This window comes from Sinomonas halotolerans, assembly GCF_039615075.1.
In the GTDB taxonomy this organism is placed as follows: domain Bacteria; phylum Actinomycetota; class Actinomycetes; order Actinomycetales; family Micrococcaceae; genus Sinomonas; species Sinomonas halotolerans.
This window is the reverse complement of sequence record NZ_JBDFRB010000020.1, coordinates 1-12679: the sequence shown is the minus strand read 5'-3', so window position 1 is coordinate 12679 and position 12679 is coordinate 1. Positions and strand designations below refer to the sequence as shown.

The window sequence follows — 12679 nt, the reverse complement described above, 5'->3', positions numbered from 1 at the left end:
CGACGCGGGGTCACTAGACTCGATGCGTGTACTGCCCCTTCTGCCGCAACCCCAATTCGCGCGTGGTCGACAGCCGACTCCAGGACGACGGCGGCGCGATCCGTCGGCGGCGCCAGTGCCCCGAGTGCGGGCGGCGCTTCACGACCGTCGAGACAACGAGCCTCACGGTCGTCAAACGGTCCGGCGTGGGAGAGCCATTCAGCCGGATGAAGATCATCAACGGCGTCAGGAAGGCCTGCCAGGGCCGCCCGGTGACGGATGACGACCTGGCCCTGCTCGCGCAGGAGGTCGAGGAGTCGATCCGCGCCCTCGGTTCGGCCGAGATCCAGGCACACGAGGTAGGGCTCGCCATCCTCGGCCCACTCCGCAAGCTCGACCAGGTGGCCTACCTCCGGTTCGCGAGCGTCTACCAGGACTTCGAGTCCCTCGAGGACTTCGAGGCGGCGATCTCGGTCCTGCGCGCAGAGCAGGCGGAGGCGGCGGCCGCGAAGCCTGAGGGATGATCCGCCGCATGCCGGTGCCCGAGCGGCGCGCGCAGCGTCCGAACCGCGCAGAGCGTTGAGCAGAAGGGCCCCCGGACAGCGTCCGGGGGCCCCGTGCCTGCTACTTGGCGAGCTTGTGGTGGATGGCGACCTGGAGGGCGGCCCCCACGATCCCGGCCTCGTTCTTGAGCATGGCCGGCACGATGGGCGTCCGCAGTTCCATGAGGGGCAGGTACTCGTCCGATCGCTTGGAGATTCCCCCGCCCACGATGAAGAGCTCGGGGGAGAAGAGGAACTCCACGTGCGAGAAGTAGCGCTGCAGGAGGACCGCGTACTCGCTCCAGCCGAGCCCGGCCCGTTCCCGCGCCACCGCCGAGGCCTTCGTCTCGGCATCGTGGCCGTCCACCTCGAGGTGGCCGAGTTCGGCATTGGGGACGAGCTGGCCATTGAAGACGAAGGCGGAGCCGATCCCCGTGCCGAGGGTGATGACGAGGACGGTGCCGTCCACGCCCTTGCCGGCGCCGTAGCGGACCTCGGCGAGGCCGGCAGCGTCGGCGTCGTTGATGACCTCGACGGGACGGCCCAGTCGATCGGTGAAGAGCGCGTCGATCCCGAAGTCCAGCCACGACTTGTCCACGTTTGCCGCCGAGCGCGAGACGCCGTGCTGGATGATGCCCGGGAACGTCACGCCCACAGGGGAGTCCCCTGCGGGAGCGCCGTCGCGCCGGCCGAGCTCGTCCACGATCTGGGCGACGACCTCGGCGACGGCGTGCGGCGTCGCAGGCTGGGGTGTGTCGATGCGCACGCGATCGCCCACGAGCTGGCCCTTCTTGAGATCGACGATCCCGCCCTTGATCCCGGTTCCGCCGATGTCGACGCCGATGACGTACCGGGCCTTCTTCTCGCTCTTGGGCATGCGTGTCCTACTCTCGTGCAGTCTGGGAGGAACGGGGATGGGTGGAGCGCGGGGCGGCTCAGGGGAGGGTGAGGACCTCAGCGCCGCTGTCCGTGACGACGAGCGTGTGCTCGAATTGGGCAGACCGCTTCCGGTCGCGGGTGACGACGGTCCAGTCGTCCTCCCACATGTCCCACTCGATGCCGCCGAGGGTGAGCATCGGCTCGATCGTGAAGACCATTCCGGATTCCATCACCTGGCTGTAGCCGGGTGCGGCATCGTAGTGGGGGATGATGAGACCCGTGTGGAAGGCCTCGCCCACGCCGTGGCCGGTGAAGTCCCGCACGACCCCGTAGCCGAAGCGACGGGCGTAGGACTCGATGGCTCTGCCGATCACGTTGATCTCGCGCCCGGGGGCCACCGCCTTGATGGCGCGGCGGAGGGACTCCTTCGTCCTCTCCACGAGGAGGCGGGACTCCTCGTCGACGTCGCCGACCAGGAACGTGGCGTTGGTGTCGCCGTGGACGCCGTCCTTGAAGGCGGTGATGTCGATGTTCACGATGTCGCCGTCGGTGAGCACGGTGGTGTCGGGGATGCCGTGGCAGATGACCTCGTTGACCGAGCTGCACAGGGACTTCGGGAAGCCACGGTAGCCGAGCGTCGAGGGGTAGGCGCCGTGGTCGAGGAGGAACTCGTGGCCGATCCGGTCCAGCTCGTCAGTGGTGACCCCCGGGCGGATGTGCTGGCCGACCTCGACGAGGGCCTGCGCGGCGATGCGGCCTGCGGCGCGCACGCGCTCGATCGCCTCGGCGCTGAGAACGTTGGGGCCCGTGTAGGGGGCGGGGGCCTTCTTCCACGCGTACTCGGGTCGGGGGATCGAGTCCGGGACGGGCAGCACGGGGCTGACGGCTCCACGGACGAGCGTGCCCACGGGTGCCGTGGTGGGGGTTGAAGGCATAGGGTGAGTGTACTAGCAGGAGGCCTCGGCAGGAGCGTCCATTGCGGGACATGCGGCGGTGGCCGGCACGCGGGCCGGTGCACCTCCCTGCCGGCCCGGACGGAACAGGAGGACGCCATGGTCGAGTACTGGTACAACGTCGTGACCCACGAGGTCGAGGAGGACGCCCAGAGCGACTGGACGCAGCTCCTGGGCCCGTTCAAGACCCGCGAGGAGGCCGAGAGGGCGCTCGAGAAGGTGCGGGAGCGCAACCGGGCGTGGGATCCCTCCGATGCCGACGGCGACGGGTGGAGCGACCAGGACTGAGGCGGGCCGCCGCCGGAGCGGTGCTGCCTATCAGGAGCCGGTCAGAAGGAATGCTCGGAGGCCGGGAAGGTGCCGGTGCGCACGTCCTGCCCATACTGCCTCGCGGCTTCTAGGAGAGTCGAGCGGAGGTCTGCATAGCGCTTGACGAACTTCGCGACCCGCACGCCTTCGCCGCCCCGGAGTCCCATGGCGTCCTGCCAGACGAGCACCTGCCCGGTGGTCGCGTTCCCGGCCCCGATCCCGATCGTGGGTACGGACACGGCCGCGTCCACCGCGGCGGCGGTCTCCGCCGGGACCATCTCCATGAGCACGCAGAAGGCGCCCGCAGCCTCGAGCGCCCGCGCGTCGTCGATGAGGCGCTGGGCGTCGTCGCCCCTGCCCTGGACGCGGTAGCCGCCGAGCACATGCTCTGACTGCGGCGTGAAGCCGATGTGGGCCATGACCGGGATGCCGGCTTCGACCATGGCCCGGACCGTCGGGGCATAGTGCGCGCCGCCCTCCATCTTCACAGCATGGGCGAGGCCCTCCTTGAGGAAGCGGACGCCGGTCGCCACTGCCTGCTCGGGCGAGACCTCGTAGCTGCCGAAGGGGAGGTCTGCCACGACGAGCGAATGCCGTGCCGAGCGCGCCACGGCACGCACGAGCGGGAGCAGCTCCTCCACCGTCACCGGGAGGGAGGTCTCATGGCCGAAGACGTTGTTGGCGGCGGAGTCGCCGACGAGGAGGGCTTCGATGCCCGCCTCGTCGAAGATCTGCGCGGTGTACTGGTCATAGGCCGTCAGCATGGCGAAGCGCTCGCCGCGCTCCTTGGCCTGCGCGAGATGGTGGACGCGGATGCGCGGCCTCGGTGCGGTCCCGGCCGGGCCGCTCCCGTAGGGCGCCGGCAGCTCGGAAGGCCGCTGCTCAGGATTGCGCTCGGGCATGTTCGTGGGGGCCATGGACGCCAAGCCTAGCCGACGGCGCGCGGCGATCCTCAGATGCCGCTCGCTTCAGTAGAGTGGGAGACGCCGGCATGGCGCTTGCCCGTGGCGCCGGCACCCACCCACGGAAGGCGAGGGAGACGCCCCATGAACCGTCAGCAGGAGTTCGTGCTCCGCACGATCGAGGAACGCGACGTCCGCTTTGTGCGGCTGTGGTTCACCGACGTCGTGGGGTCCCTCAAGTCGGTCGCGCTCGCTCCGGCCGAGGTCGAGAGCGCCTTCGAGGAGGGCCTGGGGTTCGACGGCTCCTCGATCGAGGGGCTCGCGCGCATCTCGGAGTCGGACATGCTGCTGCAGCCGGACCCCTCGACCTTCCAGATCCTCCCATGGCGCGGCGAGACCGAGCCGACGTCCCGGATGTTCTGCGACATCCTCACCCCGGACGGCGAGCCCTCGCCAGCGGATCCGCGCAATGTCCTCAAGCGGACGCTCGCCAAGGCCGCCGAGATGGGCTTCACGTGCTACACCCATCCGGAGATCGAGTTCTACCTCCTCGAGTCGGACCGGCTCGGTCCGGACGGCGCGCCGGTCCCCGTCGACCAGGGCGGCTACTTCGACCACGTTCCCGGCGGGGTCGCGCAGGACTTCCGGCGCACGGTCGTGAACATGCTCGAGTCGGTGGGCATCTCGGTCGAGTTCAGCCACCACGAAGGCGGTCCCGGCCAGAACGAGATCGACCTGCGGTACGCGGACGCGCTCCAGACCGCGGACAACATCATGACGTTCCGCACCGTGGTGAAGGAGGTGGCCCTCCAGCAGGGCGCCTACGCGACCTTCATGCCCAAGCCGTTCACGGCCCACCCGGGCTCGGGGATGCACACGCACTTCTCGCTCTTCGAGGGCGACTCCAACGCCTTCCACGAGCCCGGCGCGCAGTTCCAGCTCTCGAAGACGGCGCGGCACTTCATCGCCGGGCTGCTCAAGCACGCGAACGAGTTCACCGCCGTCACCAACCAGTTCGTGAACTCCTACAAGCGGCTCTGGGGCGGCGGCGAGGCCCCGAGCTACCTCAGCTGGGGGCACAACAACCGCTCCGCGCTCGTCCGTGTCCCGCTCTACAAGCCGGGCAAGAACCAGAGCGCCCGCGTCGAGTACCGCGGCATCGACTCGGCGACCAACCCCTACCTCTCCTACGCGGTCCTCCTCGGCGCAGGGCTCAAGGGCATCGAGGGGGAGTACGAGCTCGCCCCGGCGGCCGAGGACGACATCTCGTCGCTCACGAGCGCCGAGCGCCGCATCCTCGGGCACTCGCCGCTGCCGGCGAGCCTCCACGACGCCATCCACACCATGGAGGACTCCGAGTTCATGGCCGAGATCCTCGGCGAGCAGGTGTTCGAGCACTTCCTGCGCAACAAGCGGCAGGAGTGGAACGAGTACCGGATGGAGGTCACCCAGTACGAGCTGCACCGCAACCTCGGCATCCTCTGAGCACCCATGGCGCCGAGCCTTGCCCGCAGACTGATCGCCCTCGGCTCCTCGGACCCCGAGCGGGCCGAACGGTTCCTCGCGGCGGACGAGCTGGCCGGGATCGACCCGGGCCTCGTCCTCGAGGGCCTCGCGTTCGCCCCTGACCCGGACACCGCCCTCCTGGCGCTGGTCCGGCTCCTCGGGCGACGACCGCAGCTCCGCGCGCTGGTGGAGGGAGGGCCCGAGCGCAGCGAGGCGGTGTTCAGGCTCCTCGGCGCGTCCGAGGCCCTGGGCGAGTTCCTGTTCCAGCATCCCGAGCACGCAGACGTCCTCGAGGGGAGCCTCTCGGCCGAGCCCCAGGGGGCGGACCCGGGGGCCCTCCGTGCAGGCCTGCTGCGGGCCGTCGGGGCGGACCCCCGGACGGCGCGCCCGGTCGCGGGAGTGACCGGGCCCCCGGCCTACGAGGCGCTCCGAGTGGCGTACCGGCGCCGTCTCTGCGATCTCGCGCTGCGGGACCTGGGCGCGGCGTCTCCCACGGACTTCCTTCCGGCCGCCGCTGCCGAGCTCTCCGACCTGGCGGCTGCCGCGCTCGAGGCTGCCCTCGCCGTCTCCCGTGCCGAGGCCGCCTCCGGATTCCCGCCCGAGGAGGTTGCCGCCGTCGGCCTCGCCGTGATCGGGATGGGCAAGTGCGGAGCCCGCGAGCTGAACTACATCTCCGACGTCGACGTGATCTATGTGGTCGAGCCGGACGTGCAGGGGCCCGGCGGCGCCGGGAGGCTCGACGACACGAGGGCAGTCCAGATCGGCACCGCGCTCGCCACCGGGATCGCGCGCGCCGTGTGGTCGCCCGGCCGCGAGCCCGCGCTGTGGCAGGTCGACGCGAACCTCCGTCCCGAGGGCAAGGACGGCCCCCTCGTGCGGACGCTCGAGTCCCACATCGTGTACTACAGCCGATGGGCCGAGAGCTGGGAGTTCCAGGCGCTGCTCAAGGCCCGGAGCATCGCGGGGGACGCCGAGCTCGGGGCCCGATACGAGTCTGCCATCGCACCGTTCGTATGGGCGTCCGCGGGCCGGGACGGCTTCGTCGACTCGGTCCAGGCCATGCGCCGGCGCGTCACGGACAACATCCCGGCCGGGGAGGCCGAGCGCCAGCTCAAGCTCGGGCCCGGCGGGCTGCGCGATGTCGAGTTCACCGTCCAGCTCCTCCAGCTCGTGCACGGCCGCTCCGACGAGACGCTCCGCGTGCGGGACACGACCTCGGCGATCGCGGCGCTCGCTGCCGGGGGGTACATCGGTCGCACGGCGGCTGCGGAGTTCGACTCGTCCTACCGCTACCTGCGCGTCCTCGAGCACCGCATCCAGCTCTTCCGCCTGCGCCGCACGCATCTGATGCCCGTGGGCGAGGACGCGCTCCGAGCGCTCGCCCGCTCGAGCCAGGGCGTCCTCGACGTCGGCAGGGCCACCCCCGACCAGCTCACCGAGCGCTGGCAGCGCACCAAGCGCAGCGTCCGCGAGCTCCACGAGCGCATCTTCTACCGCCCGCTCCTGAACACGGTGGCCAACCTGAGCCCTGACGAGGCCCGGCTCACCCCGGAGGCGGCCCAGGAGCGGCTCGCGGCGCTCGGCTACCGTGATCCCCGGGGTGCCATGCGGCACATCGAGGCCCTCACGGCCGGCGTGAGCCGCCGGGCGTCTCTCCAGCGCCAGCTCCTGCCGGTCCTGCTCGGGTGGCTCGCCCAGGGCGTGGACCCTGACGGCGGGCTGCTCGCCTTCCGCCGGGTGAGCGAGGCGCTCGGCACGACTCATTGGTATCTGGGCCTCCTGCGCGACTCGGCGGCGGCGGCGGAGCGCCTGTGCCAGGTCCTCGCCGATTCACGGCTCATCGCGGACCTCCTCGAGGTCTCGCCCGAGTCCGTCGCGTGGCTCGGAACCGATGCGGAGCTCGCGCCGATCCCGCTCGAGGCCCAATTGCAGGAGATCCAGGCGAAGCTCGCGCGGCATGAGGACCCGTCCGCCGCAATGCGGCTCGTGCGGCTCATCCGCAGACGGGAGATCCTCCGAACGGCCCTCGCAGACCGGGCGGGCCTGCTGGACACCCAGACGGTCGGGCGCGCGCTCTCGACGGCGGACGAGGCTGCCGTGCGCGGCGCTCTGCAGCTTGCCGAGGCCAAGGCAGAGGCCGGCGGCCCCCTCCTCACGAGGGTGCTCGTCGTCGCGATGGGCCGACAGGGCGGCCGCGAGATCGGCTATGGCTCGGACGCGGACGTCATGTACGTCCACCGGCCGCTCGAGGGCGCGGACCCCGAGGCCGCGCAGCGCCAGGCGTTCGAGATCGTCGGAACGCTCTCGGCACTGCTCACCCAGCCGCTCAAGCCGGCCGTGCAGGCCGAGCGCGTCCTGCAGCTCGACGCCGACCTGCGGCCCGAGGGCAAGAGCGGACCGCTCGTCCGCTCGCTCGACTCCTTCGCCGAGTACTACCGCCGCTGGGCCCTCGTCTGGGAGGCGCAGGCACTCCTGCGCGCCCGGCCGATGGCGGGGGACACGGCCCTTGCCGAGGACTTCATGGCCCTCGTCGACACAGTCCGGTATCCGCAGGAGCTCCCTGCGGCGGACGTCATGGAGATCCGCCGGATCAAGGCCCGCGTGGAGTCCGAACGGCTGCCGCGGGGTGCCGACCCCTCCCGGCACGTCAAGCTCGGCCGCGGTGGGCTCAGCGACGTCGAGTGGCTCGTCCAGCTCCTCCAGCTCCAACACGCGGCCGCGCATCCCGCCCTGCGGACGACGGCGACCCTGCCGGCGCTCGACGCGGCGGCGGAGCTCGGACTCGTCCCACGCGACGAGGCGGAGCTCCTTGCCGAGGCCTGGACCCTGGCCACACGCGTTCGGGGAGCCAACGTCGCCTGGTCAGGCCGCGCGTCGGACCTGCTGCCGTCCTCCCGGCAGGACCTCGAAGCCGTGGCGCGCTGGTGCGGATATCCGCCCGGGAACGCGAGCGCCCTCGAGCAGCACTACCTTAACCTCACGCGCCGTGCGCGCCAGGTCTTCGAGCGCCGCTTCTCGGGCAGGGAGGCGTGAGCGGCCCGCGGGCCGCACGCTGCGCACGACGACGCCCCCGCCTTCCGCTGGATCCAGCGGAAGGCGGGGGCGTCGTCGTGCGGCGGAAGAGCCGGGGGCCGCGGGCGCGGCCGCTGGCGGCCAGCGGGGGGGCTGGCCGCCAGTGTGGATCACACGCCGTAGTAGAGCTCGAACTCGTACGGGTTCGGGCGCAGTGAGAGGGGGGCGATCTCCTTCTCGCGCTTGTACGCGATCCAGGTGTCGATGAGGTCCTGCGTGAAGACGCCGCCGGCCTGGAGGAACTCGTTGTCAGCCTCGAGGGCGTTGAGGGCCTCCTCGAGCGAGCCCGGAGCCTTCGGGATGTCGCGGGCCTCCTCGGCGGGCAGCTCGTAGAGGTCCTTGTCGATCGGCGCCGGCGGCTCGATGCGGTTGCGGATGCCGTCGATCCCTGCCATGAGCTGCGCGGCGAAGGCGAGGTACGGGTTCGACGAGGGGTCCGGAGCGCGGAACTCGATGCGCTTGGCCTTCGGGTTCGAGCCCGTGATCGGGATGCGGATGCCGGCGGAGCGGTTGCCCTGCGAGTACACCATGTTCACCGGGGCCTCGAAGCCCTTGACGAGGCGGCGGTACGAGTTGACGGTCGGGTTCGTGAACGCGAGGACCGCGGAGGCGTGCTTGAGCAGGCCGCCGATGTACCAGCGGGCCGTGTCCGAGAGGTTGGCGTAGCCCTTCTCGTCGTAGAAGAGCGGCTCGCCGTCGTTCCAGAGGGACTGGTGGCAGTGCATGCCCGAGCCGTTGTCGCCGAAGACCGGCTTGGGCATGAACGTGACGGACTTGCCCCACTCGAGCGCCGTGTTCTTGATGATGTACTTGAACTTCTGCAGATCGTCCGCCGCGCGGACGAGGGTCGAGAAGCGGTAGTTGATCTCGGCCTGGCCAGCGGCGCCGACCTCGTGGTGGGAGCGCTCGACCTCGAGGCCCGCGGCGTCCAGGTTCAGGCACATCGCGTCGCGCAGATCGGCCTGGTGGTCCACGGGGGCAACCGGGAAGTAGCCGCCCTTGAACGGGGTCTTGTTGCCCAGATTGCCGCCCTCTTCGGCGCGGCCCGAGTTCCACGGCGCCTCGATCGAGTCGATCTTGTAGAACGAGCCCTGGGGGGAGGACTCGAACTGGACGTTGTCGAAGACGAAGAACTCGGCCTCGGGGGCGAAGAACGCGGTGTCGGCGATGCCGGTCGAGGCGAGGTACGCCTCGGCGCGCTCGGCCACGCCGCGCGGGTCGCGGTGGTACGGCTCGCCCGTGCGCGGGTTGACGATCGAGAAGTTGAGGGCAAGGGTCTTCTCGACACGGAAGGTGTCGATGAACGCCGTCGTGACATCCGGGATGAGCTGCATGTCCGACTCGGCGATGCCCTGGAAGCCGCGGATCGAGGAACCGTCGAACAGCTGGCCGTTCTCGAAGAAGTCCGCGTCCACCGACTTCGCCGGGATGTTGAAGTGCTGCTGCACGCCGGGGAGGTCGGTGAAGCGGATGTCGACGAACTTGACGTCTTCATCCTTGATGTACTTGAGGACTTCGTCCGCAGACTTGAACATCTATGCTCCTTACGCAAGGGGGGTGGCAGTCGGTCCGGGCGCTCTCTTCGGCGCACACGTGCCTGCGCGGCGCCGGACGCCTCGCTGCAACGGATCCCAGACTACGAACGCGGGATTACCCGACCGTGTCCGCATTGTTTCCGGGACGTTACAGGAGTCGCTTCGGCATTCAACGCTAGCCGCAGGCCCTGCGCGGGTCCATGCCTGCCCGGATGGTGGCCATCGGCGCCCCTCCGGCCGAGCCTAGAATGGACGGGTGATCGAGCGAAACGACCTGGGCTCCTGGCTCACCGGCCCCACCCCGGGTGAGGGGGACTATCCCGGACGGCGTCTCGGGATGCCCCGGACAGGCCCGGGTTCCATTGGGCGTCCCGGCCGTCGCGTCCTCGCACTGTGCATCGACTGGGCCGCATGCTCGGCGATCGTGTGGGCCTTCTTCGGCGGGAGCTCGCTCGCCATCCTCGGCGTCTTCGCCCTCGAGCAGGTCCTGCTCGTCGGCCTCGTGGGCACCAGCCTTGGCCACCGGATCGCGGGGCTGCGGGTGCAGCGCCTCGACGGGGGGACGGTCGGTCTGCCAGCGGCGGCCGTGCGCACGCTCCTCGTGTGCCTCGTCATCCCTGCAGTCGTCTTCGACCCGGACCAGCGGGGACTCCACGACAAGGCCGCGGGCACCGTGATCGTCCGCCGCTGATCTGGCCCGGGCCTGAGGCGTTCCTGCCGGCTCCCTGAAGCGAAGGCAGCTCTGATCGGCGACAACACGCCAGACAGCGGGGATACGGCGGATCTGAAAGAGCACAGCCGACCGGCGAGGGCGCGGCGAATGGGCGGGAATGCGGCCCACCGGCGAGTCTGGGGTGTTTCCGCCGGTTCCCTGCAATGACGGGGGTTCTGACCGGCGGGAATGCGGCCCACCGGCGAGTCTGGGGTGTTTCCGCCGGTTCCCTGCAATGACGGGGGTTCTGATCGGCGGGAATGCGGCCAGCCGGCGAGGGCGCGCCGGCCGGGGGGTGCGGCCAACCCGCGGGTCTGGGGTGTCCGCCGCGTGCGAGGGCCCTGCAGCCTGGGGGATACAGCAGACACAGGGTCCCCCGGGCTGCTGCCCGGGGGACCCTTGGATGATGCAGTTGACGTCTGTGCAGGTGACGTGCAGGCTCAGCGGCCCCGCATGGCGCGCCGGTCGGGACGGACCCGCATCGGGTCGACGCCCTTCGGGACCGGCAGGCGCGGAGCGAGGGACGCCATGCGCTTGGCGACGGCCGATACCTCCGTCTTGGTGAGCTCGGGCTTGAGCTTCTGCAGCTTCCGCGCCACACCCTGCAGGGGCGTCTGGCCCTCGTCGCGCCCGGTCTCGACGACGTGGACGGGCACGTTGGGGAGGATGCGCGAAAGTCGCTTCCGCTCGCCGTCGGCGAGCGCACGGACGCGGCTGCTCGGGCCCTCCGTCACGAGGATGACGCCCGGGCGGCCGATGGCACGGAAGACGACGTCCTGGGTGCGCGGGTTGACAGCGACCGGCTGCTCCTCCACGATCCAGCCCCGCCGCAGCGTGCTCAGGGCGGCTCCGGCCGCACCCGGCTGGCCCTCGATCTGTGAGAACGCTGCGCGCTCCGCACGCCTGCTCAGGATGAACACGGCGCCCAGGAGCCCGAGCGGGATGCCGACCAGCAGGCCGGTGACCCAGTTGTCCAGGAGGAACCCGATGAGGAGGCTGAGTCCAGTGACCCCGAGGAACACGAGGACCATGAGCCACACAGCATTGGGGTCGGCCTTCCGGGTCATCTGGAAGACTTGGAGGAACTGCCGGAAGCCGTTGGTCTTCTTCGCCTTCTTCGGAGCCTTGTCCGCAGGGGTGTCGGTGCGCTTCGCCATAGTCCCTCAATTCTACGTGACGCTCGGACCCCGGGAGGCCCGTGGTGCGCGTCGACGCCCGCCCAGGCACTCAGGGCCGGAGCGGGCGTCGATGCACGCATGCTCGCGTCAGGCGTTGCGGGCGGCGAGGAGGGTTGCGGCCTCCTGGCGGGTGGTGCCGGAGCTCTCGATGTGGGCCAGGTGGGCGGGGATCTCCAGGCCCTTCTTGCGCATCGCGGTGGCCCAGAGCCGGCCGGCGCGGTAGGAGGAGCGCACGAGCGGGCCGGACATGACCCCGAGGAAGCCGATCTCCTCGGCCTCGGCGGAGAGCTCGACGAACTCCTCGGGCTTGACCCACCGCTCCACGGGGTGGTGCCGCTCGGAGGGGCGCAGGTACTGGGTGATCGTGACCAGGTCGCAGCCGGCCTCGTGGAGGTCGCGCAGGGCCTCGGAGACCTCCTGACGGGTCTCGCCCATGCCCAGGATGAGGTTGGACTTGGTGACCATGCCCCGGTCCCGGCCCTGGCTGATCACGTCCAGGGAGCGCTCGTAGCGGAACGCGGGGCGGATGCGCTTGAAGATCCGCGGGACGGTCTCGACGTTGTGCGCGAACACCTCGGGGGCGGAGTCGCAGATCGCGCCGATGTGCTCGGGCCTGCCGGAGAAGTCGGGGATGAGGATCTCCACGCCGGTGCCGGGGTTGAGCTCGTGGATCCTGCGGACCGTCTCGGCGTAGAGCCAGGTGCCCTCGTCCTCGAGGTCGTCCCGGGCCACGCCGGTCACGGTCGCGTAGCGCAGCCCCATGGACTGCACGGAGCGGGCGACCTTGGTCGGCTCGGAGCGGTCCAGCGGGGAGGGCCGGCCGGTGTCGATCTGGCAGAAGTCGCAGCGGCGGGTGCACTCGGAGCCGCCGATGAGGAAGGTGGCCTCCTTGTCCTCCCAGCACTCGAAGATGTTCGGGCAGCCGGCCTCCTCGCAGACCGTGTGCAGGCCCTCCTTCTTCACCTGGCCCTTGAGCTGGACGAACTCCGGGCCCATCTGGACCTTGGCCTTGATCCAGTCCGGCTTGCGCTCCACCGGGACCTGGGCATTGCGGGCCTCGACCCGCAGCAGGCGGCGGCCTTCAGGGGCGAGCGTCATACGAGGGCTCCTTC

11 protein-coding genes are annotated in these 12679 nt (G+C 70.5%); 5 read left to right on the top strand and 6 right to left on the bottom strand.

Going from position 1 to position 12679, the window contains the following annotated elements:
- Window positions 1-26 precede the first annotated feature (26 nt).
- Window positions 27-503 (top strand): transcriptional regulator NrdR, encoded by a 477-nt coding sequence (nrdR, locus tag ABCQ75_RS15295; RefSeq protein ID WP_345886498.1) that lies wholly within the window; start codon window positions 27-29, stop codon window positions 501-503.
- Between the two features lie 100 nt (window positions 504-603).
- Here the strand turns inward: nrdR and ppgK are convergent, their stop codons facing one another.
- Together ppgK and map are read right to left on the bottom strand one after the other, a co-directional pair.
- Window positions 604-1398 carry a polyphosphate--glucose phosphotransferase gene (gene ppgK, locus ABCQ75_RS15290; RefSeq protein ID WP_345886497.1) on the bottom strand — a complete coding sequence of 265 codons (795 nt, stop codon included), beginning with the start codon at window positions 1396-1398 and terminating at the stop codon, window positions 604-606.
- Window positions 1399-1456: 58 nt separating this feature from the next.
- Entirely contained in the window at window positions 1457-2335 is an 879-nt protein-coding gene (gene map, locus ABCQ75_RS15285) for a type I methionyl aminopeptidase (protein ID WP_345886495.1), read from the bottom strand.
- Between the two features lie 117 nt (window positions 2336-2452).
- On the opposite strand from map, the gene ABCQ75_RS15280 reads away from it, so the two are divergent.
- Window positions 2453-2641 carry an SPOR domain-containing protein gene (locus ABCQ75_RS15280; protein ID WP_345886493.1) on the top strand — a complete coding sequence of 63 codons (189 nt, stop codon included), beginning with the start codon at window positions 2453-2455 and terminating at the stop codon, window positions 2639-2641.
- A gap of 41 nt (window positions 2642-2682) precedes the next feature.
- On the opposite strand, the gene panB is transcribed toward ABCQ75_RS15280, so the two are convergent.
- Window positions 2683-3579 carry a 3-methyl-2-oxobutanoate hydroxymethyltransferase gene (gene panB / locus ABCQ75_RS15275; RefSeq protein WP_345886492.1) on the bottom strand — a complete coding sequence of 299 codons (897 nt, stop codon included), beginning with the start codon at window positions 3577-3579 and terminating at the stop codon, window positions 2683-2685.
- Window positions 3580-3708: 129 nt separating this feature from the next.
- On the opposite strand from panB, the gene ABCQ75_RS15270 reads away from it, so the two are divergent.
- Entirely contained in the window at window positions 3709-5049 is a 1341-nt protein-coding gene (locus tag ABCQ75_RS15270) for a glutamine synthetase family protein (RefSeq protein ID WP_345886491.1), read from the top strand.
- Window positions 5050-5055: 6 nt separating this feature from the next.
- On the top strand, window positions 5056-8103 hold the full coding sequence (locus ABCQ75_RS15265) for a bifunctional [glutamine synthetase] adenylyltransferase/[glutamine synthetase]-adenylyl-L-tyrosine phosphorylase (RefSeq protein WP_345886490.1): 3048 nt from the start codon (window positions 5056-5058) through the stop codon (window positions 8101-8103).
- A gap of 149 nt (window positions 8104-8252) precedes the next feature.
- Here the strand turns inward: ABCQ75_RS15265 and glnA are convergent, their stop codons facing one another.
- Window positions 8253-9677 carry a type I glutamate--ammonia ligase gene (gene glnA / locus ABCQ75_RS15260; RefSeq protein WP_345886488.1) on the bottom strand — a complete coding sequence of 475 codons (1425 nt, stop codon included), beginning with the start codon at window positions 9675-9677 and terminating at the stop codon, window positions 8253-8255.
- A gap of 256 nt (window positions 9678-9933) precedes the next feature.
- Here glnA and ABCQ75_RS15255 point away from each other — a divergent pair, with 256 nt between their 5' ends.
- On the top strand, window positions 9934-10368 hold the full coding sequence (locus ABCQ75_RS15255; protein ID WP_345886487.1) for an RDD family protein: 435 nt from the start codon (window positions 9934-9936) through the stop codon (window positions 10366-10368).
- Window positions 10369-10829: 461 nt separating this feature from the next.
- Here ABCQ75_RS15255 and ABCQ75_RS15250 read toward each other — a convergent pair whose 3' ends face one another.
- Window positions 10830-11546 carry a DUF4191 domain-containing protein gene (locus tag ABCQ75_RS15250; protein WP_345886486.1) on the bottom strand — a complete coding sequence of 239 codons (717 nt, stop codon included), beginning with the start codon at window positions 11544-11546 and terminating at the stop codon, window positions 10830-10832.
- A 108-nt stretch (window positions 11547-11654) separates the two neighbouring features.
- The gene (lipA, locus tag ABCQ75_RS15245) at window positions 11655-12665 is read right to left on the bottom strand and encodes a lipoyl synthase (protein ID WP_345886125.1); all 1011 of its coding nucleotides are present in this window, start codon (window positions 12663-12665) and stop codon (window positions 11655-11657) included.
- Between the last annotated feature and the right edge of the window lie 14 nt (window positions 12666-12679).

What these genes read in the sequence shown, in the direction of transcription:
- ABCQ75_RS15270 (WP_345886491.1), top strand. Translation starts at nt 3,709, where the DNA reads ATGAACCGTCAGCAGGAGTTCGTGCTCCGCACGATCGAGGAACGCGAC.
- ABCQ75_RS15280 (WP_345886493.1), top strand. Translation starts at nt 2,453, where the DNA reads ATGGTCGAGTACTGGTACAACGTCGTGACCCACGAGGTCGAGGAGGAC.
- panB (WP_345886492.1), bottom strand. Translation starts at nt 3,579, where the DNA reads ATGGCCCCCACGAACATGCCCGAGCGCAATCCTGAGCAGCGGCCTTCC.
- ppgK (WP_345886497.1), bottom strand. Translation starts at nt 1,398, where the DNA reads ATGCCCAAGAGCGAGAAGAAGGCCCGGTACGTCATCGGCGTCGACATC.
- map (WP_345886495.1), bottom strand. Translation starts at nt 2,335, where the DNA reads ATGCCTTCAACCCCCACCACGGCACCCGTGGGCACGCTCGTCCGTGGA.
- ABCQ75_RS15250 (WP_345886486.1), bottom strand. Translation starts at nt 11,546, where the DNA reads ATGGCGAAGCGCACCGACACCCCTGCGGACAAGGCTCCGAAGAAGGCG.
- glnA (WP_345886488.1), bottom strand. Translation starts at nt 9,677, where the DNA reads ATGTTCAAGTCTGCGGACGAAGTCCTCAAGTACATCAAGGATGAAGAC.
- ABCQ75_RS15265 (WP_345886490.1), top strand. Translation starts at nt 5,056, where the DNA reads ATGGCGCCGAGCCTTGCCCGCAGACTGATCGCCCTCGGCTCCTCGGAC.
- lipA (WP_345886125.1), bottom strand. Translation starts at nt 12,665, where the DNA reads ATGACGCTCGCCCCTGAAGGCCGCCGCCTGCTGCGGGTCGAGGCCCGC.